This window comes from Caballeronia arvi (genome assembly GCF_001544695.2).
In the GTDB taxonomy this organism is placed as follows: Bacteria; Pseudomonadota; Gammaproteobacteria; order Burkholderiales; family Burkholderiaceae; genus Caballeronia; species Caballeronia arvi.
On record NZ_FCOM02000047.1, the window covers coordinates 1 to 21,692 of the forward strand.

Genomic DNA, 21,692 nt, shown 5'->3' on the forward strand with positions numbered 1-21,692 from the left:
CGCATAGACGTCGAATCGCGCCATCAAAACATCCGGTATTCAGCAAGGGGCAATCCGTTCTTTTCGACCCATTCATTAGTGTTTTTGATGAATTCGGCATTCGCCTCTGCCCACCGGCGGCCCTCTTCGGCCTTGATGGCTTCTCGCAACGCCTGCTCACACGTGCGCGAAAAGTTGATGCCGAGATCTTTTGCGCGCTCATAGACATCAACCGGTAGCGTGACATTCGTCGCCTTTCTCGGTCCCGGTGCGGCTAAGTTTCCCATGAGCCCTCCTTTATGTTGGCGTTCATGCGCATGATCATCAACATGATAGCCCACTTGCACCCGGCAACGCATCCGTATGTTTTTTTACGCGTTTCCCGTGAAACTATAAGATTGCGACCCTGAATAATAATCTGGAAGCAAGAAGCCACCGCCCGGGTTGACGACTCAGGGTCGGCCTCGCTCGACAGCACCGTCTCACTCGCGCCGACCGCGTGATGGTTGCCCATCGCGAACGCTTGGGTCGTCTCGTACGGGAGCTCAGTCGACCGTATGCGAGGCCCGCCGCAGGTACGCAAGCAGCATGTCCACATGCAGGTTTGAAATCGACGCATGGCGGTGGTGTTCACCGTAGTTCCGGCCTGTGAATGCTTGCAGCGTAAAGCGATTGGACACGATGTAGTAGCCCATCCCCACCAGCGTCACGTAGAAGTCCAGCGGGTCGATGCCGTGCCGAAACTCTCCTGCTGCGACACCTCGTTCGATCGTGACGCGCACAAGGTCGATTACCGGAGAGAGGGTCTTGCCCAATTTGCTTGAGCGCTCAAGATATCGGCCTTCGTGCAAATTTTCGTTGTTGATGAGGCTCAGCCACTGCGGATTCTCACGTAGGTACGTCCAGATCGACTGCGCCAATTCACGTATTGCCGCGGCGGTGAGAGACCCGACAGCTCCAGACTCCCCTCTTGTGCTGCGAACCGCGCATACATCGCTTCGAGCACCGCCACGTACAGCCCCTCCTTACTCTCGAAGTAGTAATAGAGCATGCGCTCGTTCGTGCCTGCCGCTGCGGCGATGGCGTCGACCCGTGCGCCCGCGAGCCCGAACTTCGCGAACTGCTCGGTGGCGGCTTCGAGAATACGGCGTCGCGTTCCTTCGGGATCTCGTTTGACTCGGTGATCGTTCATCGCGTGGCTCCCGCTCCGGATTGCGACAGTTAATTAATAGCTGCATTTAAGCCGTGCGTCATTGGCACAATCACCGATCGGCTGCCTACCTTGCCATTGCGCCGATTCAGAATGAGCCGCCGCAAAGACTGCTTGCAGTCGACGACTCGGAATTCGGTCAACGGCGGGGGCGGCTCGGAGCGTTCCACGCCGCTGACCCCAAACCCGAAGTCTTAGCTTTTTTGCCTCTCTGGCTTGTCAGCGAATGCGATCCGACTTGTGTTATGTGAACGATCTGGATGTCGAGGGGCCGCGTTGGCCGCCCGAAGATTCAAATGCCTTTCACAGTCCACTGACCCCACCTTCTCTGTTACAAATTAAGGACAACAACAAACGTTTGCCGCATGACGTTCAGGTTTCGTCAATCTAAAAGTCCGCGGCGACCTTGCCGTAATCCATATCAAGGCTTTTAGCAGGCCATGACTCGCGCAAGGACGATGCGCGAATGAATCCCATTCAAGCGACCAAGAAAGGAAGAACGTGAAACGCCACGGAATGCGAGTAAAAACCAGACTGGCGATCGGTTTCGGCATGCTCACGGGCGCCCTGCTGATCGTCGCGGCGCTCTCGATCGACGCGCTGCATGAATCGAATCAACGTTTCTCATCATTCGTCGACGGCATCAATGCGCGCGCCGGTCTCGCGGCAAGCGTGCGCACCGCCGTCGACCGCCGCGCCATTGCGGCGCGCAACCTCGTGCTCGTCACGAAGCCTGCCGATCTCGAACTCGAGAAGGCCGCCGTCGTCCAGGCGCATGAGGACGTGCAGCGCGATCTGCGCAAATTTAACGAGTTGGTCGAGCGTGCGATGGATGTGCCGCCCGATGTGCGGGCTCGCGTGGCAGAGATCAATCGAGTGGAGTCGCTGTATGGACCTGTCGCGCTCAACATCGTCGACCTCGCGCTCAAGGGGAAGCACGACGAGGCTATCGCCCACATGAACGACGAATGTCGTCCCCTGCTCGCCGCGCTCGTCAAGGCGACGCAAGACTACTCGGACATGACGCACGCGCGCGAAGCACAGCTCGTCGCGGAATCAGCGGCGCATTACGCCCTCTCGCGCATGATGCTGCTCGGCGTGTGCGCGCTCGCTGTGCTCTCGGCGATCCTCGCAGGCATTGTCATCACGCGCAGCATTCTGCGCGCGCTCGGCGCGGAGCCGGATACGCTGAGCGACGTCGCGAAACGCGTTGCCGACGGCGATTTGAGTCCGGTCGCGGGTGCACAGAAAGCGCCCGCCAACAGCGTGCTCGCCTCGATGAGCACGATGCAGAAGAACCTCGTCGAACTGATCGGCAATGTGCGTGCTTCCGCCGACAGCATCGCGACCGGTTCAAGCCAGATCGCAACGGGCAACGTCGACCTGTCGACACGCACCGAAGAGCAGGCCGCGGCGCTCGAAGAAACGGCGTCCAGCGTGGAAGAACTGACTTCCGCAGTACGCCAGAACGCTGAGCACGCACAACACGCCAATGTATTGTCCGCGAACGCATCGGCCGTCGCGCAACACGGCAACGCGGCCGTGAGCCGCATGATCGAAACGATGACGGACATCAGCGCGCGCTCTTCGATGATCGCGGACATCACCGGCATGATCGAAGGCATCGCGTTCCAGACCAACATCCTTGCCCTGAACGCGGCCGTCGAAGCGGCGCGCGCGGGCGAGGAAGGACGCGGCTTCGCGGTGGTGGCCTCAGAGGTGCGCAGTCTCGCGCAGCGATCCTCGAGTGCGGCCAAGGAGATCAAGGAGCTGATCGGGGCCTCAGTGAACCGCATCACGGAAGGCTCGACCCTCGCCGGCGAAGCGGGCACGACGATGTCCGAGGTCTTGCACGCCGTCTCGAAAGTGCGCGACATCATGAACGAGATCGCAGCGGCATCGACCGAACAGAGCCGCGGCATCGAGCAATTGAGTCAGGCGATCTCGCAAATGGATAAGGTCACGCAGCAGAATGCGGCACTCGTCGAGGAAGCGGCAGCAGCATCGCAATCCCTCGATGAGCAAGGGCGCCGCTTGACCGACGCCGTGTCGTTCTTCCGTTTGGCGACACACTGAGGTCGATGAGCAACAACGCATATCGGCCTTTTCTCACCGCAATAACGCCTAACGCCCTGTTCCTTCACAGTGATATCCATCCAGACAGGCGAGAGTTGACTCTCAGCCTGCCTCTTTTCTTCCCTCAATCATCCGCGCCGCTCCATGGCCGTTCTTGTCACATCGGTCAAAAGTAACATGAGGCTTGACGGCGAGTGCTCAAACCAAAACACTTCAAAACCGCGTCCGCTGCCACTGCAACACGGGATGTGTCGCGCCCGCGGGCATCGCCCATACGCCGCCGGCGGAAATGTTCCAGTCCAGGAAGTTCGACGCGTTGCTCATCTGCGCCGTGCTGAGGCCGTTTGAATTGGGCGGCGCCGTGCCAGTGTTCATCCCAACCGCACTGGTCTGTGTCGTCGTGTCCTTGTTCCAGTAGACGTTGTTGTGAATGCTGCCGTGGTTGTATGCGGCGATGCCTCATTGCGGGTCCGCCAGCCCACCTGTGGACGCAAGTCCGGCAGCGAACGACTCGTTGATTACGCCGTTGCTATTGTTGGCGTAGACGAGGCCGCCGACGCCCGATCCGCCCACCGTTCCGGTCGAATGCGACTGCGTGATGAGACCGTTGTTGATCGACACGAAAGCGCCCGTCGCCGCATGAGATCCGCCCCCGACGGAACCGGTCGAAAACGACTGACGTAACGCGTTTTTACGGCAGTCAAGGCAAAGCCGTGCGAGGCATAGGAGCCTCAACCGGAAAAAGGAACGGGAATCAAGGTCAGGCCTTCTCGGGAAAAAGCCGTCAAAATTGTGTTGAACGCATTGTCGAGATACGATCGACGTCAACAACAAAGGATTGGAATGGCGGCAATTCCCTTGAATTTCGGATTTCTGCTTTTGCCCGAATATTCGATGATGACGCTGGCTTCGGCCACGGAGCCTTTGAGAATGGCAAATCGACTAAGCGGTGAGCAGCTGTATCGCTGGCATTTGTTGTCCGCAACAGGGAGTCCCATCAGTTCGAGCAGTGGCTTTGCGCTCGAGACAGCTTCAATCCAGAATAAGCTTTCCAAGGAATTCGACTGGATATTTGTGATCGCTGGCTTTGGCCATGAGACGCATCGGGATCCTGCAATCCACCGGTATCTGCAACTCGCGGCGGGCAAGGGTGTTGGCATTGGCGCAATGAGCACCGGCAGCTTTGTGCTGGCCCGTGCAGGCCTTCTGCGGGGATACCGGTGCACCTTGCATTGGGAGGCACTTCGCCAATTTTCCGAAGAATTTCCGGGTATCGAGGTCCAGCGTGAGTTGTATGTACGCGATCGCAGTCGACTTACATGCGCAGGAGGAACGGCTGGCATCGATCTAATGCTTGACCAAATTTCCGCAGACCATGGTGTGGTATTCGCTGCCGAGGTTGCCGACGTCTTACTGCATTCTCGCATCCGAGGCGCGGACGAGTTTCAGCGGATGGCTGTCAATTTGAGATACCACATCCATGACGCACGGATCGTAAAAGCCGTCGAGTTGATGGAGCAAAACCTGGAGTCCCCTATCTCACTTGACGAGATGGCGGCGCTGTGCAGCCTTTCAGTGCGTCAGTTGGAAAGGCTCTGGCGACAGATCTTCGAATGTAGTCCAAAGACCTTCTACGTCAACCTTCGGTTGGCCGAAGCCAGGCGACTCCTGAGAGAAAGCACCGAATCGAAAGCATCTATTGCAATGCGTTGCGGATTCTCATCCGCCTCGCATTTGGGAGCCGCCTACATAAAGCGATATGGTCGCAGTCCCGGTCTCGAAAGACCTATGAGTGTAGGCGACCGAAGCCCAACTTAGTGACGAATCCCGGCACGAAGTCTGCCGAATGTTGGCCTGAGCAACATCTATCCCCCTACCACCCCGAGCCACAGCAACTGCTACCGTCCGCCCTGCAAGACTGGCTCCCGCCGAGCCACCTAGCCTAATTTCATCAGCGACACTGTCGACAGCCTTAATCTGAGTGCCTTCCGCGCGCGCTGCGCCAGCGGCGGCGCCCACAACCATCCCCTGCACCTGGCCTTGATAGTCAAAGTCCTGGTCTACGCCTATGCCACCGGGTGCTTCATCTCGCGCAAGATCGCAAGGAAGCCTTTCGGATGTCGGGGGCGCACCACTTCCCCGCCCACCGTACCATCTACGACTTTCGGCCCCGACACCTAGAGGAATTCACCGAACTCTTCACCTGGATCGTGCGCCTGGCTCGCGAGGTGGGCCTGATCAAGCTGGGCACCATCGCTGTGGACGGTAACAAGCTTAAAGCCAAAATCGGCCGCCACGCGAAGCGATGAGCTACGGGAGCCATGCAAGCCCGGTAAGGCAGGACATACAGAGAAAATGTGCCTACGACGACTTCTGAGCGTGGTTTGATCACTGCAACCGCCCCATGAAGACCGGCAGTGGTGAACGCGTTCACCACTGCCGGCGTCGCTACCTGCTACTGCCGACCATCGGGATTTGCGGGGAATGTTTTGATCTCCAGACGCCTAGACGCATAAACGCCGATAGGCTGCCTACGCGAGAAAGCCCTATTGGAGCTTGTCGCATTTTTGATGCAAGTTGGCGAATTTTCGTCATGGCGCGCGAGGTCGCGGGAATACTCTCTGTATGCCTGCTGACCTTCGCTTGCGACACGAGATGTGCAGCCAATGTGCAAGGCAACGATACCGGTACTGGCACAGCTTTTGACCTTGATCGGAGGTATTGCAAATGACTACAGCTGGAAAGGATTCAAAGTCCCCAATCCTTATTGGCCGACGCCAAGTGATTATCGGCGCCGCCGCGCTGGGCATCTCCGCCCTGACAGGTAGCGGTTTTGCCTTTGCTCAAGGCACGCCCAAAAAAGGTGGCACCCTGCGCCTCGGAATGGACGGCGGATCGGTATCGGACTCCTTGGATCCCCGCACCATTACGTCGATGATTCCTGTGGCTTACTGCCTTATGTTCTGGAACAACCTAGTGGAAATTGATGCTGCAGGCAACGCCACGCCGGAATTGGCTGAGAGTTGGGAGTCCAAGCCGGGGGCGACCGAGTGGATCTTCAATATCCGCAAAGGCATCACCTTCACGTCTGGGAAAACGCTGGATGCAGATGACGTCATCTACTCGCTGAATTTGCATCGCGGTGAATCCAAATCTCCTGCCAAGACCATTCTGGAGCCCATCAAGGAGATGAAAAAGACGTCATCCAACCAGATCCATATCACCTTATCGTCCGGCAACGCCGACTTGCCGTATGTTTTCTCCGACTACCACCTCATGATCGTGCCGGCTGGGACAACCGATTTTTCCAAGCCCGATGGTACCGGCGCCTATACCTTGGTTGAGTTCAGTCCTGGCACACGCGTGGTGGCCAAACGCAAGCCCGGCAACTACTGGAAGCCCGGCCGGGGCAATTTCGACACAGTCGAAATCCGTTACATCGGAGATAGCGCAGCACGGACACAAGCCTTCATGACGGGTCAGGTGGATGCTGTTAACCGACTGGACCCCAAGACGGTCGGGTTTCTGACCAAGAACAGCAGCCTCAAGATTGTGCGAAGCAAAGCCGCAGGACCGCGGTTTGCGTTTGTGGCGCAGACCGACCGGGATCCTTTCAAGAACAGGGACTTGATGCTGGCCATGAAGTACGGAATCGATCGCAACAAGATCGTTCAAAACGTATTTTCCGGCTACGCCACGGTAGGCAACGATCAGCCAATCAGTCCACGCAACAAATACTACAACCCTCATCAAATTCAACGCCCCTACGATCCCGATAAAGCCACCTTTCACTTCAAGAAGTCAGGCTTTAGTGGCCCCATCCAACTCAAGGCATCTGAAGGTGCCTTCAATGGCGCCATAGATGCCGCAGTGTTGTTTCAAGAGTCTCTCAAGCAAGCGGGGATGAGCTTGGAAGTCAAACGTGTCTCCGGCGATGGCTACTGGTCCAACGTTTGGTTGAAGGAGCCCTTCTGTGCGGCTTTTTGGTCAACACGGCCAACGGCAGATTTGCAGTTGAGCCAGGAATTTCAAACTGGCAATACCTGGAATGACACGCGATATGCCAACCCAAAACTTGACCAACTTTTGATGAATGCACGGGTGGAGATAAATGAGGCCAAACGCCAACAGATGTACGCAGAATGCCAAGCGTTGGTGTCAGAAGAATCCGGAATGATCTGTTTCGCCATTGGCGACCAATTGGACGGCTGCTCGACCAGGCTAGCTGGCCTGGAGCCCCATCCACGCTACGACATGAACGACAACCGCCTAGCGGAAAAAGGCTGGTTTCTCTGAGTATCCGTCATATTTGATATTTGCCAATGAACTCCCCCCATTCGACAGAAATGAATGCTCCGCGCTCTGAACACTTGCGGGCCAATGACGCCTCGCCCGAGGCCGTCCGTATTCGGCAACATCGCATAGAACGACTGCGTGCCGAGCTGCGCAAGCGTGACTACGCGGCGGGCCTGTTTTGCGATCCCGTCAACATCCGTTACGCAACCGGCAGTCGGAACATGCAAGTGTGGTGCCAACGTAATCCTGCGCGCTACGTGTTTGTCGCGACAGACGGTCCAACGATAATGTTCGAATTCAGCGGCTGTGAACACCTGACGCACGGCTTGGAGACTATTCAAGAAACTCGCGTTGCCACGGGCTGGTTCTACTTCACTGCAGGTCCCCGGGTTTCAGAGCGCGTCGCGCGGTGGGCCCGTGAACTGTCGGATCTGCTTGACACATACGGCGCAGGAAATCGAAACTTGGCCGTGGACCGTACCAATCCCGAAGGCTATGCAGCCCTCACGGCCTTGGGTATCAAGATCCAGGACGGTCAGGAAGTGGCCGAAAGAGCGCGGGCTATAAAGTCCCCCGACGAGATATCCAGCATGCGAGCTGCCATCGTTGGGTGTGAACGCAGCCTGCTCGGCGTGCAGCAGGCGCTGCAGCCCGGCATCACCGAGAACCAGTTGCTGGCAATCCTTAGTGAAGGCAATCTCGCTGGAGGCGGAGAGTATTTGGAAACCCGCCTTCTCACTGCGGGGCCTCGTACCAACCCCTGGTACCAGGAATCCGGCGACCATGCGGTGGCCAACGGCGATCTGTTAGCCGTAGACACCGACATGATCGGTGAAAGCGGCTTCTTCACGGATATGTCGCGTACCTTCCTCTGTGGCGATAAAAAGCCTACGGCCGAACAGCGTGAACTCTACAGCCTTGCGTATGAGCAAATCCAGACAAATATGGCTTTGCTGAAGCCTGGTGTCTCGTTTCGAGAATTTTCCGCAGCGAGTTGGTTTATGCCTTCGCGGTTCGCAGGGAATCGCTACATGTCGCTGATCCATGGCACCGGACTCAGTAATGAGTACCCTTATGTACCCTATGCCGAAGACTTTGATGCGAAGGGCTACGACGGGATCATAGAAGAGAACATGACCTTGTGTGTGGAGAGTTACATCGGTCATAACACTGGCAAAGAGGGCGTTAAATTGGAGGAGATAGTTTTGGTCACCGCGAACGGCCCGGTGCCGCTAACATCCTATCCGTTCGATGCACAGCTGCTGGCGTAAATTGAGCCGCTCTCCGTTAATCCTCTCTCGTAGGAAACTCATAAATTCGCGGTGGCTCAGTCTCAGTAAGGGAATCCAGAATCGCGCTGATACATCTCAGAAACAAGAGCGATCAGGTGCACTATTCAAGCATAAACTAGGGTGCTTCAAGTATTGACAGTATTAATATTAGCTATCTTCCGGTAAATATCTTTTAGCGCGATCGGGCCCGATGGGTAATTCAATTACTTCAACATCTCTTAACGCGCTTGCAAGAATTTTTTGTAGTGGGGAAATCCAGTATGCAGATACTCCAACGCACTCTAAGGCGCCAGATTTTTTTTTCGCTGGGCAACTTGAATGAGTACACCATGGCGAAATTGATATTAAGCAGACTGCTGCTGGGAGCGGGGACACTCCTTGCAGTTTCCGTGCTGATCTTCGTGTGCACCCAGATCCTGCCGGGTGACGTGGCTTCCGCCGTTCTCGGCCAGGACGCCACCCCCGAGGCATTGGTGATCTTCCGTAAGGAACTGGGGCTGGATTTGCCCGCTTACATGCGTTACTTCAACTGGTTCACTGGCGCACTGCATGGTGACCTAGGTGTTGCGCTGACCAACAAGCGTGTGATCCTGGATGAAATTGCCCCCCGCCTGGCCAACACCATGTTTCTGGCAGGCTATGCCGCGCTGATTGCCATCCCCCTGGCGGTGGGCCTGGGTATTCTCTCGGCTATCAACGAAGGCAAGCTCATCGACAAGCTATCCAACATCATCACGCTGACAGCTATTTCGCTGCCCGAATTCTTCGCGGCCTACCTGCTCATCATCTTCCTGGCCGTGGACGTGCACTGGCTGCCCTCGCTGTCTACAGTCTACAAGGACATGCCATTCACCGAGCGCGTCTACCAAACCACGCTGCCGGCCTTAACGCTTACGGTGGTGGTGGCCGCGCACATGCTGCGCATGACCCGCAGCTCTGTGCTGTCGGTCATGTCCACAGCCTATATAGAAATGGCCTTTCTCAAGGGCGCCCGACGCGGCCGCGTAATCGTACGCCACGCACTGCCCAACGCAGCCGCTCCCATCATCACTGTAGTGGCGCTCAACATGGCGTATTTGGTGGTTGGTGTGGTGGTGATCGAGGCGGTGTTCGTCTATCCGGGCATGGGGCAACTCATGGTCGATGCCGTCGCCAAGCGAGACGTGCCCGTGGTGCAAGCCTGTGGCTTGATGTTTGCCGCCGTGTTCGTGGTGCTCAACACCTTGGCGGACATTTTGGTCATTCTGGTCAACCCCCGTTTGCGCCACAAGCGCTGATGCCAAGGACAGTCCCATGAAAATCTTCGGACACAAACCCACCCTGTCGGCCTGGTTCGGCCTGACCGTGATGTCGATCTTCATTTTTGCTTCGGTTTTGACTCCCTTGTTGGCTCCCTACGGGCAGTCGCAAAACGTGGGCAGCACTTGGAATGAGCCCTCCATGACCATGCTGCTGGGCGCCGACCAGATTGGTCGCGACATGCTAACCCGCATCATGTATGGCTCGCGCATGACCATTGGCGTGGCCTTGGCCATTACCCTACTGTCGTTCTTCATCGGCATCGTGCTGGGCTTTATCGGCGCCGTGCGGGGTGGTTGGGTGGACCTTTTCTTCACCCGCCTGGTGGACGTGATGCTGTCCATTCCCAATCTGATTTTCGCGCTGATCATCCTGGGCGTGTTCGGTTCCAGCATTCCGGTGCTGATTCTCACCATTGCCGTGCTCGACTCCACCCGCGTGTTCCGTCTGGCGCGTGCGCTTGGCATGAACCTCGCGGTGCTGGAGTACGTGGAGGCTGCGCGCCTGCGCGGCGAAGGCCTGTGGTGGATCATCCGTCGCGAGATCCTGCCCAACGCCTGGGCGCCGCTGGTCTCGGAGTTTGGCCTGCGCTTTTGCTTCAACTTCCTGTTCATTGCTGGCCTGTCCTTCCTGGGCTTGGGCATTCAGCCGCCATACGCCGATTTGGGCGGCATGGTGCGCGAGAACGCCGCAGCCATCAACTTCGGCATGATGGCCCCCATCTACCCCGCTGCTGCTATTGCTTTGCTCACCGTGTCGGTAAATCAGGTGGTGGACTGGATGCTGTCCATCGACGCACGCCCCTCGGGCGCACAAGCAGAACTGTAAGGAAGCTCTGGGTATGAACGATCAAATGATCCTGGAAATCAAGAACCTGCGCCTAGAAAGCATTTCGGGCAGCACCATCGTGGACAACGTTGGACTCTCGCTCAAAAAGGGCGAGGTGCTGGGTCTGATTGGTGAGAGCGGCGCAGGTAAATCCTCGATTGGCTTGTCGAGCATGTGCTACGCCCGCGCCGGCGTGCACATTGCCGCTGGCGAGGTGATCCTAGGCGGCACCAACATCCGCGCCCTGAACGCCGATGGCCGCCGCGGCATGCGCGGCAAGCGCATTGCCTACATTGCCCAAAGCGCCACTGCTGCTTTTAACCCGGCCCACACGCTAATGGACCAGGTGTGCGAGGCTCCCACCATTCACAAGCTGATGACCCGGATCGAGGCCGAAACTTGGGCGCGCCAGCTATTCCGCTCGCTGGACCTGCCCGACCCCGACAACTTTGGTGGGCGCTATCCGCACCAGGCGTCTGGTGGCCAGTTGCAGCGCGCCATGGCTGCCATGGCAATGTCCTGCCGCCCCGACGTGCTGATCCTGGATGAGCCCACTACCGCGCTAGACGTGACCACGCAGATTGAAGTGCTGATCCTGCTCAAGTCGCTCATTCACGAGTACAAGACGGCGGCTATCTACATCACCCACGACCTGGCCGTGGTGGCCCAGGTGGCGGACCGCATCAAGGTGCTGCGCCATGGCAAGGAAGTGGAGCAAGGCTCCACGGTTCAAATCCTGCACGATGCCAAGCAGGAATACACCGCCCGCCTAGTGGCGGTGCGCGGTGCGGCCGCCAGCGAGCGCGCTGCGCTAGGCACGGTTGAGGTCGACAAGACGGTGCTGTCTATCAAGGATTGCCATGCCTCTTACGGCAGCTTCCACGTGGTCAAGGGCGTGAGCCTGGATCTCAAGAAGGGGGAAACTGTGGCCGTGGTGGGCGAGTCGGGCTCGGGCAAGTCGACGCTGGCGCGCGTGATTACGGGCCTGCTGCCCCCCAGCAGTGGCGAGATCGTCTTCCAAGGCAAGGCCTTGCCGCACAGCCTCAAGGAGCGCAGCAAAGAGCTCAAGCAACGCATCCAGCTCGTGTACCAGATTCCTGACGTGGCCATCAACCCACGCCAGACGCTTATGGACATCATCGGCCGCCCGGTGGAATTCTACTTTGGCGCAAGTCGCTCTGAAGCGGAAGCGCGCGCCAAGGAGCTGATCAACTTGGTGGAACTGCCGCACGAGTTCCTCTCGCGCAGGCCCGGCCAACTCTCGGGCGGACAGAAGCAGCGCGTGTGTATTGCGCGCGCCTTGGCAGCCCGTCCCGACATGATCATCCTGGACGAACCCACCTCGGCGCTTGACCCTCTGGTGGCGGAGGAAATTCTCACACTCTTGCGCAAGCTGCAGCGTGAACTAGGTCTGTCCTATCTGCTGATCACGCACGATCTGGACGTGGTGCATCGCATTGCCCACCGCACCGCCGTGATGCTGCAGGGCAAGTTCGTGGCGTTCGACCAGACCGACAAGATCTTCGACAACCCCGAACACCCCTACACCCAGAAGCTCATCAATGCCGTGCCAGAGATGCGGGTGGACTGGCTTGGGGAGGTGCTGGTGAACCGCCTATAAGGACCTCCCTCATTTTGACAAGCGGGTTTTAATGGGTCACTGGTCAAGCTCCGGTGACCGCTTCGTTGCGAAGTTCCTTCGTATAGTGCGTATTCCACGCCAAACCGAACGCCGGATACGTGATACGGATTAGTTCATGAAGGCCATGACGATAACCTTCTGGGGTACTACATCCCACCATCCCACCAGAGCCATATGAGATACCAGCGACTGCTCACGGACATAGGTGTCGGAGGGGTAAGAGCATGTGTTTAGGAAGCCGCGCTTGTCGGGAGCGCGCGGTGGCTCGAGATTTTGACCGGGGCACCTTTCATCTCCTGAGTCTTCTCTTTGTCATGGCAAATTGTAGCGTTGGGCACAATCGTAGCAGTCCTCCATAACATTTAGCACCTCGGAGAATCGGCTCCCTAGAACACGTCGCTGGATTGCGCCCCAATCGTCAGCAATTGGCGAGGCCTTCTCAGCTGCACATAGCACAGTGGTCCCAGTGAGCCCCAAAGAAGAGGATGCGCGAATTGCACGGATGATCAGCGCGACGTCCTTTCAGGGCAAAGCTGATCAGCGCCTAACCGTCGTGCCTCGGGGAAGGGGCTAGACCCCGGCGCCGTGCTGACATAGGGTTTGCTTACGCGCCGCCCCCGCTCTCTAGGTCGCCGATCTTCGGAAGGAATAGCCTACTCTGGAAGAATCGGTTCAGGCCGCCATTGCGTCAAGAACATTTCTCTGGAACGCTATCCCTTCTGCGTTGAACAAATGGCAATGGTCAGGCGACGTCCCAAGCTTCACTTGTTGGCCGCGCGCGTGCTTCTCGAGGGGCGGAATTCGCGCAATCAATCCATCTGAAGCCACATCCGATTCGGCATAGAGGTAAGCCGCGTCACCGAGCGACTCGACGGTCATTGTGGTCGCCGAGACGCCGTATGTATCAGCGCTCGGTGCATTAGGCAGCAGGTGTTCCGGGCGAATACCAACCGTCACCGCGTCACCGGGTTTGGCATTGCCGGGCAGCACGGCAACCCGTTGAGTCTCGCCGGTCGCATAATTCACGAGTACGCCTCCGTTCTGCACCTCAGCGATCGTGCCCGACAGGAAATTCATTTTGGGCGAGCCGATGAAGCCCGCTACAAACTTGTTCGCCGGCATGTGATAGAGCTCGTTCGGCGTTCCAACCTGTTCGATATTGCCGGCCGACAACACTACGATCTTGTCGGCCAGCGTCATCGCTTCCACCTGATCGTGCGTCACGTAGATCATCGTCGTCTTCAAATCATCGTGAAGGCGCGCAAATTCGAGGCGCATCTTTACGCGCAGAGCGGCGTCAAGGTTCGAAAGCGGCTCATCGAAGAGAAATACCTTTGGCTTGCGCGTGATCGCGCGACCGATCGCCACGCGCTGGCGCTGCCCGCCCGAAAGTGCCTTCGGCTTGCGATCCAACAGGTGGTCAATGTGCAGAATCTTCGCGGCGTTCTTGACGGCCGCGTCAATTGCAGGCTTCTTCTCGCCTGCGAGCTTGAGGCCGAATGCCATGTTGTCGTAGAGCGACATATGCGGGTAGAGCGCGTACGATTGAAACACCATCGCGATTCCACGCTTAGCCGGCGGGAGTTCGTTCACTCGCTCGCCGTCGATCATCAGGTCACCACCGCTGATGTCCTCTAATCCCGCGATCATGCGCATCAGCGTGGATTTGCCGCAACCGGACGGGCCGACAAAAACAACGAACTCCCCGTCGTTGATGTCGAGGTTGACGCTACGCATCACCTCCATCTCTTCATATCGTTTGTTGATGTTTCTCAGCGTCAGGCTTGCCATGATAAGTCTCCTATGCATCGATCGCCGGTAGGCCTTGCCTCCGGCATTAGCGAACTTCGAAAGCAGCGTTGTTGATCCAGTCAGCAGCCAGCGCGGGCAACATCCGCATGTCGTCAAACACGGTACTGGCCCCGGCGCCCTGTAACGCGGCGACCTGTCCCTCAGTCGCGTGCCCGCCACCGACGAAGCCGAGCACGGACATACCTGCGGCCGTCGCTGCGGCGACCCCCGCAGCGCTGTCCTCCACAACAAGGCAATGCGATACCGGAACTCGCAGCGTGCGCGCGGCCAAGAGATAGACGTCTGGCGCGGGCTTCGGATGAGCAACGAGATCCGCGGTGTACCGCCGATCGCCGAAGAAGCGAACGAGGCCTGTGCGGAAGAGCGCCGCCTCGACGTAAGACGAAGAGCTGTTGCTCGCGCATGCTTTGCGAAGCGGAATGCTCCCTAGCGCCTGGGCCACGCCCTGCACCGCCGGGGCCTCCACGGCCGCCGACTCCACGGCCCGTCGGATCTGCTCTATTTGGAACGCATCGAGCGAGCGGTTAAGCGCCTCGGCCGTCCGCGCGAGCACTGTCTCGATTCGTAGCCCTAGTAGCGGCATCAAGATCGGCTCGGGTTCTTCACTCGGCCAAAGCGTATGCAGTTGCTCGATCAAAACCCTCGCCGCGACGGCTTCGCTGTCGATTAACACACCGTCGCAATCGCAGATCATCAAAAGGTCGGCGTGCTCGTCGGTATGAGCGCTCAGTTCTAGATTCACGCTCGGCTCCTCACTTCACCGCGCCAAACGTAAGGCCACGCACCAGTTGCTTCTGCGAGACCCAACCTACGATCAAAATGGGTGCGACCGCGAGCAGCGAAGCCGCCGAGAGCTTCGCCCAGAACAAGCCTTCCGGACTCGAATACGACGCGATGAACACCGTCAGCGGTGCCGCGTTCGAGCTCGACAGGTTGATGCTCCAGAACGCCTCGTTCCACGACAGGATGATGAGCAGCAGGCCGGTCGATGCGAGACCGGGCAGCGCCATCGGCATCAGCAGATAGACGATCTCCTGCCATGTCGTCGCACCGTCGATGCGGCCCGCCTCCAGGATGTCCTTCGGCACTTCGTTGAAGTACGTGAAGGCCATCCACACGGCGATCGGCAGATTGATGAGCGTGTACACGATCACGAGGCCGGTCACGGTATCGAGCAGGCCCGTGTTCTTCCACAGCAGATAGATCGGCACCAGCACGCCGACCGACGGCATCATCTTCGTGGACAGCATCCACAGCAGGACCGACTGCGTCTTCTTGGTCGGAAAGAACGCCATCGCATAGGCGCACGGCACAGCGAGAATCATGCAGAGCACCGTGACGCCCACCGAGATCAGCACCGAGTTCCACGCGAAGCCGAAGTAATTGCTGCGCGCGAACACCTCGCGGAAGCTCTCTAGCGTCGGCGTGAAGAACAGCGACGACGAATACGCCTGCTGCTCGGTCTTGAACGCGGTGATCGTCATCCAGAAGATCGGGAAGAACAACAGGATGGAGAAGATCCACGCGACGATGCCCGGCACGATGCGCTTCACATGATCCAGCACGGGCATCGACGTGGTTCCGGTTACCGGATGATGGCTGCTCATGACTCGTACTCCCCTTTGAGGTTCCTCGCGAGCATTCTCACGAGGAAAAACGCGACGATGTTGGCGAGAATGACCGCGAGAATGCCGCCCGCCGAGGCAAGACCCACATCGAACTGTTGCAGGCCGAGCGCGTAGATCAGGTACGACAAGTTCGTCGTCGCAGTGCCGGGACCGCCGCCGGTCGTCGTGTAGATTTCCGCGAAGATCGACAGCAGGAAGATGGTTTCCATCATCACGACGACGGCGATAGCCCGCTTCAAATGCGGCAGCGTGATGAAGAAGAACATCGCGAACGGACCCGCGCCATCGATGCGCGCCGCTTCCTTCTGCTCCTGGTCGAGCGACTGAATCGCCGTGAAGAGAATCAGGAACGCGAACGGCAGCCACTGCCACGCGACGATCACGATCACCGCAAAGAGCGGATAGTCGGCGAACCAGTCGATCGGCTGCATACCCATCGAGCGCATGAGCCCCGCGATCAGGCCGTACACCGGATGCAGGATCATGTTCTTCCAGATTAGCGCGGAGACCGTCGGCATCACAAAGAACGGTGCGATCACCAGCAGCCGCGCGATGCCTTGACCCAGGAACTTGCGGTCGAACAGCACGGCGAGAAGCACACCGCCTACCACCGTGATGACGAGCACCGAGATGATCAGCGTCAGCGTGTGGCCGATGGACGGCCCGAACGCCGGGTCGGTAACGAGGAACTCGAAGTTGTCGAGACCCGCGAAGCCTTTGACATCGGGGTTCAGCAGGTTGTAGCGCGAAAACGAGAACCATATCGTCATCGCGAGCGGAATGGCCATCCACAGGAAGAGCAGCCCGATCGATGGCGTGATCAGCCAGCGCACGGACTTCGCGCGCCGCTTGTCGCGCTCGGCGGCTGAGTCCTCCAGGTGATGATCGGTGATAGGGGGATTCAGTTGACTCATCGTGACACCTCTCGATGCGTTGGGCAGCACCGTAGACAGAAGGCGGTGCTGCCCGTTTGCTACTACAGACGGTTTCGGGGGCTTACTTCTGATAACCCGCCTGCTTCACAGCGCGGTCGGCGGCAGCGTTGCCCGACTTGAGCGCTGCGTCCACACTGGTTTGCCCAGCGACGACGCCCGCGATGGCCTGCCCCACCACTGCCCCGAAAGACTGAAACTCGGGGATGCCCACGAATTGAACGCCGCTGTATGGCACCTTCTTGAGCGACGAGTCGTTCGGGTCGGCCGTTTCGATCGCCTTCAACACGAATTCGCCGAACGGTGCAGCCTGCTTGTACTCGGGACGTGCGTAAGTCGACTTCCGGGTGCCCGGGGGGACCGACGCCCAGCCCTCGTCTTTTCCGACCATCTCGATGTACTGCTTCGACGTTGCCCACGTCACGAATTTCTTCGCAGCATCCTGCGACTTCGAAGTCTTGGGGATCGCGAGCGACCACGACCACAGCCAGTGCGAGCCCTTCGGCGTGACGGCCGTCGGTGCCGCGGCGAAGCCAATCTTGTCGGCCACCTGCGATTGGGCCTTGTTGTAGAGCATGCCCGCAGCGACGGTCGCGTCGATCCACATTGCACACTTGCCGGAGGACATCAACGTGAGGTTCTCGTTGAAGCCGTTCGAACTCGCTCCGGGGGGGCCGTCGTTCTTCAACAGATCCGAGTAGAAGGTGATCGCCTTGTGCCACTCCGGCGTGTCGATCTGGGCTTTCCAGTTCTCGTCGAACCAGCGCCCACCGTAGGTGTTCACGACCGTCGAAACGTACGCCATGTTCTCGCCCCAGCCCGCCTTGCCGCGCAGACAGATGCCATACTGCCCTTTGGACTTGTCGGTGAGCTTGTCGGCGAACTGCTTGATCTGGTCGTAAGTCGGTTGATCCGGCATCTTGAGACCGGCTGCCTGGAACAAATCCTTGCGGTAGAAGGTCATTGAGCTTTCGACATAGAACGGCAGCGCATAAAGTTGGCCGTTATAGGAAAGGCCATCACGAGCGGTTTTCACGACGTCGTCGAGATCGTAATCAGCGGGCAGATTGTTCATCGGCACCAGCCAGCCGCGCTTGCCCCACTGCGGCGTTTCGTACGTACCGATTGCAACCACGTCGAACTGCCCGCTGTTGGTGGTGATGTCGGTCGTTGCACGCTGGCGCAACACGTTTTCCTCGAGAATCACCCAGTTCAGTTTGATATCCGGGTTCGCCTTCTCGAAACTCGTGGAAAGCTTTTTGAGTTCCAGCATGTCCGGATTGTTCAGCGTTGCGATGGTCACGTTTGCCGCACTGACGACTTGTGCCGCGCAAACCGAGAGGCCCGCGAGCGCAACTTTGCGAATCAACGCGCGACGCGTTGAGTTTTTCATCTTCATGAGAGTCTCCGTTCGTTTTTTACTTCGGTTTGCGCGTCACTTGTCTCGACGCCGTTAAGCCGGGCGGGGGGGGTTATGTGCGCCCGCCCCGGCGCCAGAAACAATCAACTCATCCAGTTCCCGCCGTCCACGTTGAGCGTCTGAGCGGTTATGTAGTCCGCGTCATCAGAGGCCAGAAACACTGCGGCGCCGGTCAGCTCGTCCGGACGTCCCATGCGTCCTAACGGGACCGCCTCGCCCACCAGGCGCTTCTTTTCGCCGATCGGACGGTTCTCATAGCGCGCGAAGAGCGCATCGACGTCCTTCCACATCGGTGTGTCGATGACACCCGGCGCGATGCCGTTGACATTGATGCGATGGGGCGCGAGTGCGAGCGCGGCGGACTGCGTGTAGCTGATGACGGCAGCCTTGCTCGCGCAGTAGTGCGACACCAGCGCCTCACCTCGCCGCCCGGCCTGTGACGCCATATTGATGATCTTTCCACCGCCGCCTTGATCCACCATGTGTTGTGCAACGCGCTGCATCAGGAAGAACATCCCCTTCACGTTCACGGCAAAGACGCGATCGAAAATGTCCCAGGACTCGTCGAGCAACGGACGCATGTCGAAAATCGCTGCGTTGTTAAACAAAATATCTACTTGTCCAAAGCGGTCGACTGTAGACTGGACGATCGCCTCGATACTCTCCCGCTTCGTGACGTCCGCCTGAACCAGGAGAATCTGACCTTCATCTACACCGGCGTAGGTCTTTGCGAGCTCAGCTTTTGGCTTCACGTCGACCACGACGACTTTCGCGCCTTCGCTGAGGTATCTCCGCACGACGGCCTCACCGATTCCAGTTGCGCCGCCGGTAACAACGGCAATCTTGTCTTGCAGTTTCATCCTTCATCTCCTTTTGCTGAACGTCGATGACGACGTCATGTAGTTTGTATAACTAATCGGTTCGCGTGGATGACAAGTTCTTTGAGGCTGATGTCTCGCTACCTATTGCCGTCCAGCTTTAACCGAATCACACGTTGCATGCTTCGGCGTACACGCCGATGACTTCGCGAATCTTGCTCTGAATAAGGCTCATCGGCGTCGCATCGATCAACCCGCGTCTGACTTGCCAGTACTGCTCAGGCAGGTAGCGGCTGAGCAGATTTTCCGGAAGGCGGATGCCTGTCAAATTGCCAATTAGCTTCTGTGCCGCCGCGTCGATCTCAGGGTCGGCCCAGTAGTAGCGAACTCGATCGCTATAGCTGTAAGTTCTAAGCAAGCGCTTTTGTCGGTCGTCGCCGTGGTAGTACTTCTCCCAGTTACCGGGCTTTAACAGCATGACCCTTTCCACCACATCGCGAAGATTGGACCTTGCTTCCGGGGCGACGAGCTCCATTTCAATATCCGCCAACGCAAAGAGCGCTTCGCGCAACGCAAAGGTAACGCCGGGGCCGACTTTCAAGATCGCGAATCCGTCTCGAACGAGCGCCGCCAAAGCTTCCGGCTTCTGATAGTCGGTCGAGTGAGCTTCAAAGACCATACCGGGCAGCTCATCAAGAACGCCGGAGAGCGTCGCTGCGAGTTCCGGCTGGTAGTCGACGACCTTCGTGTGGTCGAACTCGACGCCGGGTTGGACAACAAGCGCGATGACGCGCTTCCAGGCCTCGTCGAGACCGCGTTCACGCCACGCGTTGCGGTGAACGGCGACCGTATCCAACGCAGCTTCCGAACTGGTAACTTCGACAGTCTCCAGTTCTTCCGTCGCACCGCCAGGAACGGGAACCTCAGTCCCAATGATGTAGAGCGGTTTTTGGCTTTTTCCCTCGCGCTCGGCCGCCGCCTCAGCAATCGCACACAGCCGTGACGCCCGTTCGGCAACGACATCGTCCGATAGCCGGGCGGGATCATCTGCGCAGCTCATGCTGGCATCGAGATGAATCTTGGTGAAGCCGGCCGATACGTAGGCATCGATGAGCGTATCCGCCCGTTGCATCGCCTCCTCCGCAGGCAGGCTGCGCCACGCATTGGGCCCGAGGTGGTCCCCGCCGAGAATCAGCTTCTCGTGAGGCAAGCCAACCCGATCAGCGATGAGATAGACGAAACGCACGAAGTCGGCCGGCTTCATGCCGGTGTAGCCGCCGAACTGGTCCACCTGGTTCGAGGTTGATTCGATCAGAAGCGGCGTATCGTCGTCGAGCGCTTGCTTCATCGCTGCAGCCAACACCCATGGATGCGCCGAGCAAATCGAATAGATGCCTTTGAGTTTCTTTGCTGCGCCTTCGCCACCCGAGAGGCGAGATACCACGTTAGCCATCAGGCTACTCCGAGAGGTTTGCAATGAATTCGTCGAGCTGAGCCAGCGTCGCCGTTCCTTCCATCGGCCCACTGACCGTGACAGCCCGCGCACCCGCCGCGATCGCATACTGCAAAGACTGTTCAACGCTGAAGCCCTGGGCGCGGCATGCGATGTAGGCGCCACCGAAACAATCACCCGCTCCAGTCGGGTCGATCTCCTGAACGGGCAAGGCGGCAACATTCAGCTCGATCTGTCCGTTGAGATAGCTGCATCCATCCTTGCCGCGTTTGATCACGATCTCGCGCACGCCGCGACCGAGCAATTCCGCGATGGCTCCCTTTTCGTCGGTCGCGCCGGTGAGCAGCATCGCTTCGTGACCGCTGGGCAGGAATACATCCGTGTAGTTGAGAATAAAATCGAGCGCTCTTCTCATCTCGGGGACTCGCAGCATTTCCTTTCTGATATTGGGATCGAAGCTCACTGTTCCCCCGTTCGCCTTGACGGTCTCAAGGATCTTCTTCATCGCCGCGATGATCGACGGCGAGAAGAGCGACGAGCCCATCACATGAAAATGGCTGCACTGCTTGAGCAGGTCGTCGTTGACGTACTCGACGGAGAGAAAGCCCGAGGCGCTGTTAGTGATGTTGTAAACAAAATCCCGATCACCATCGTCCCGGTAAGTGACGAAAGCACTTCCCGTGGTCGCAGTTTTGACGACCGCGATGCCTGACATTTCGACACCATCTGTCCGAAGGCGCTCGATGTTGAGAGCCCCGAAGTCGTCGTCGCCGACGCAGCCAATCATTGCGCATCGGCCACCCGCTTTGGCAGCTTGATCGATGAAAATGGCCGGTGCGCCGCTCGGGAAGGGGCCAAGGAGTGTCCCTGGTTTGCGAAACGACTGTCCGCGCTCGCTAGCCATGATCTCGACCAGGATTTCGCCCATCGTTAGGATGTAGCCGGTTTTCCCGGCCAGGTTCAGCTCAGTGTTAGTCATGGCACTTCTTCGCGAGAGTATCGTTTAG

18 protein-coding genes and 2 pseudogenes are annotated in these 21,692 nt (G+C 58.3%); 8 read left to right on the forward strand and 12 right to left on the reverse strand.

What is annotated here, in order from left to right; genetic code table 11:
- Positions 1 to 23: 23 nt before the first annotated feature.
- The gene (locus tag AWB74_RS33020) at positions 24 to 266 is read right to left on the reverse strand and encodes a type II toxin-antitoxin system CcdA family antitoxin (protein WP_061150822.1); all 243 of its coding nucleotides are present in this window, start codon (positions 264 to 266) and stop codon (positions 24 to 26) included.
- Positions 267 to 524: 258 nt separating this feature from the next.
- A pseudogene (locus tag AWB74_RS33030) lies at positions 525 to 1,171 on the reverse strand (TetR family transcriptional regulator).
- A gap of 519 nt (positions 1,172 to 1,690) precedes the next feature.
- Between AWB74_RS33030 and AWB74_RS33035 the strand changes: the two are divergent.
- Positions 1,691 to 3,265, forward strand: a complete 1,575-nt coding sequence (locus AWB74_RS33035; RefSeq protein WP_407642499.1) for a methyl-accepting chemotaxis protein — start codon at positions 1,691 to 1,693, stop codon at positions 3,263 to 3,265.
- A gap of 213 nt (positions 3,266 to 3,478) precedes the next feature.
- Here AWB74_RS33035 and AWB74_RS46545 read toward each other — a convergent pair whose 3' ends face one another.
- Together AWB74_RS46545 and AWB74_RS46550 are read right to left on the reverse strand one after the other, a co-directional pair.
- Positions 3,479 to 3,640, reverse strand: a complete 162-nt coding sequence (locus AWB74_RS46545) for a hypothetical protein (RefSeq protein ID WP_160110341.1) — start codon at positions 3,638 to 3,640, stop codon at positions 3,479 to 3,481.
- Positions 3,641 to 3,724: 84 nt separating this feature from the next.
- Complete coding sequence (locus AWB74_RS46550) at positions 3,725 to 3,886, reverse strand: hypothetical protein (protein WP_160110342.1); 162 nt, start codon at positions 3,884 to 3,886, stop codon at positions 3,725 to 3,727.
- A gap of 222 nt (positions 3,887 to 4,108) precedes the next feature.
- Between AWB74_RS46550 and AWB74_RS33040 the strand changes: the two genes are divergently transcribed.
- The 7 genes and pseudogenes from AWB74_RS33040 (at position 4,109) to AWB74_RS33070 (ending at position 12,601) form a co-directional block, all read left to right on the forward strand.
- Positions 4,109 to 5,083: a GlxA family transcriptional regulator gene (locus tag AWB74_RS33040; protein WP_061150825.1), complete on the forward strand. Its 975-nt coding sequence runs from the start codon at positions 4,109 to 4,111 to the stop codon at positions 5,081 to 5,083.
- A pseudogene (locus AWB74_RS47495) lies at positions 5,083 to 5,562 on the forward strand (hypothetical protein); the annotation flags it as partial. The gene AWB74_RS33040 and the pseudogene AWB74_RS47495, both read left to right, overlap by 1 nt.
- A 430-nt stretch (positions 5,563 to 5,992) precedes the next feature.
- The gene (locus AWB74_RS33050; RefSeq protein ID WP_087039335.1) at positions 5,993 to 7,561 is read left to right on the forward strand and encodes an ABC transporter substrate-binding protein; all 1,569 of its coding nucleotides are present in this window, start codon (positions 5,993 to 5,995) and stop codon (positions 7,559 to 7,561) included.
- Positions 7,562 to 7,587: 26 nt separating this feature from the next.
- Positions 7,588 to 8,832, forward strand: a complete 1,245-nt coding sequence (locus tag AWB74_RS33055; RefSeq protein ID WP_200822068.1) for a M24 family metallopeptidase — start codon at positions 7,588 to 7,590, stop codon at positions 8,830 to 8,832.
- A gap of 281 nt (positions 8,833 to 9,113) precedes the next feature.
- Complete coding sequence (locus AWB74_RS33060) at positions 9,114 to 10,130, forward strand: ABC transporter permease (protein ID WP_235024773.1); 1,017 nt, start codon at positions 9,114 to 9,116, stop codon at positions 10,128 to 10,130.
- A gap of 16 nt (positions 10,131 to 10,146) precedes the next feature.
- Complete coding sequence (locus AWB74_RS33065) at positions 10,147 to 10,980, forward strand: ABC transporter permease (RefSeq protein WP_061150828.1); 834 nt, start codon at positions 10,147 to 10,149, stop codon at positions 10,978 to 10,980.
- Positions 10,981 to 10,993: 13 nt separating this feature from the next.
- Positions 10,994 to 12,601 (forward strand): ABC transporter ATP-binding protein, encoded by a 1,608-nt coding sequence (locus tag AWB74_RS33070; RefSeq protein ID WP_061150829.1) that lies wholly within the window; start codon positions 10,994 to 10,996, stop codon positions 12,599 to 12,601.
- Positions 12,602 to 13,294: 693 nt separating this feature from the next.
- Here AWB74_RS33070 and AWB74_RS33075 read toward each other — a convergent pair.
- The 8 genes from AWB74_RS33075 to AWB74_RS33110 all read right to left on the reverse strand — a co-directional run bounded on the left by AWB74_RS33075 (position 13,295) and on the right by AWB74_RS33110 (position 21,664).
- On the reverse strand, positions 13,295 to 14,413 hold the full coding sequence (locus AWB74_RS33075) for an ABC transporter ATP-binding protein (protein WP_061150830.1): 1,119 nt from the start codon (positions 14,411 to 14,413) through the stop codon (positions 13,295 to 13,297).
- Positions 14,414 to 14,459: 46 nt separating this feature from the next.
- Positions 14,460 to 15,128 carry an HAD family hydrolase gene (locus tag AWB74_RS33080; RefSeq protein WP_061150867.1) on the reverse strand — a complete coding sequence of 223 codons (669 nt, stop codon included), beginning with the start codon at positions 15,126 to 15,128 and terminating at the stop codon, positions 14,460 to 14,462.
- Between the two features lie 58 nt (positions 15,129 to 15,186).
- Positions 15,187 to 16,041 (reverse strand): carbohydrate ABC transporter permease, encoded by an 855-nt coding sequence (locus AWB74_RS33085; protein WP_061150831.1) that lies wholly within the window; start codon positions 16,039 to 16,041, stop codon positions 15,187 to 15,189.
- Complete coding sequence (locus AWB74_RS33090; protein WP_061150832.1) at positions 16,038 to 16,976, reverse strand: carbohydrate ABC transporter permease; 939 nt, start codon at positions 16,974 to 16,976, stop codon at positions 16,038 to 16,040. Before AWB74_RS33090 ends, AWB74_RS33085 begins: the two co-directional genes overlap by 4 nt.
- An 82-nt stretch (positions 16,977 to 17,058) precedes the next feature.
- Positions 17,059 to 18,387, reverse strand: a complete 1,329-nt coding sequence (locus AWB74_RS33095; protein ID WP_061150868.1) for an ABC transporter substrate-binding protein — start codon at positions 18,385 to 18,387, stop codon at positions 17,059 to 17,061.
- A gap of 110 nt (positions 18,388 to 18,497) precedes the next feature.
- Complete coding sequence (locus tag AWB74_RS33100) at positions 18,498 to 19,274, reverse strand: L-iditol 2-dehydrogenase (RefSeq protein WP_061150833.1); 777 nt, start codon at positions 19,272 to 19,274, stop codon at positions 18,498 to 18,500.
- A 127-nt stretch (positions 19,275 to 19,401) separates the two neighbouring features.
- The gene (locus AWB74_RS33105; RefSeq protein WP_061150834.1) at positions 19,402 to 20,685 is read right to left on the reverse strand and encodes a D-tagatose-bisphosphate aldolase, class II, non-catalytic subunit; all 1,284 of its coding nucleotides are present in this window, start codon (positions 20,683 to 20,685) and stop codon (positions 19,402 to 19,404) included.
- A 4-nt stretch (positions 20,686 to 20,689) separates the two neighbouring features.
- Positions 20,690 to 21,664 (reverse strand): tagatose kinase, encoded by a 975-nt coding sequence (locus AWB74_RS33110; protein ID WP_061150835.1) that lies wholly within the window; start codon positions 21,662 to 21,664, stop codon positions 20,690 to 20,692.
- Between the last annotated feature and the right edge of the window lie 28 nt (positions 21,665 to 21,692).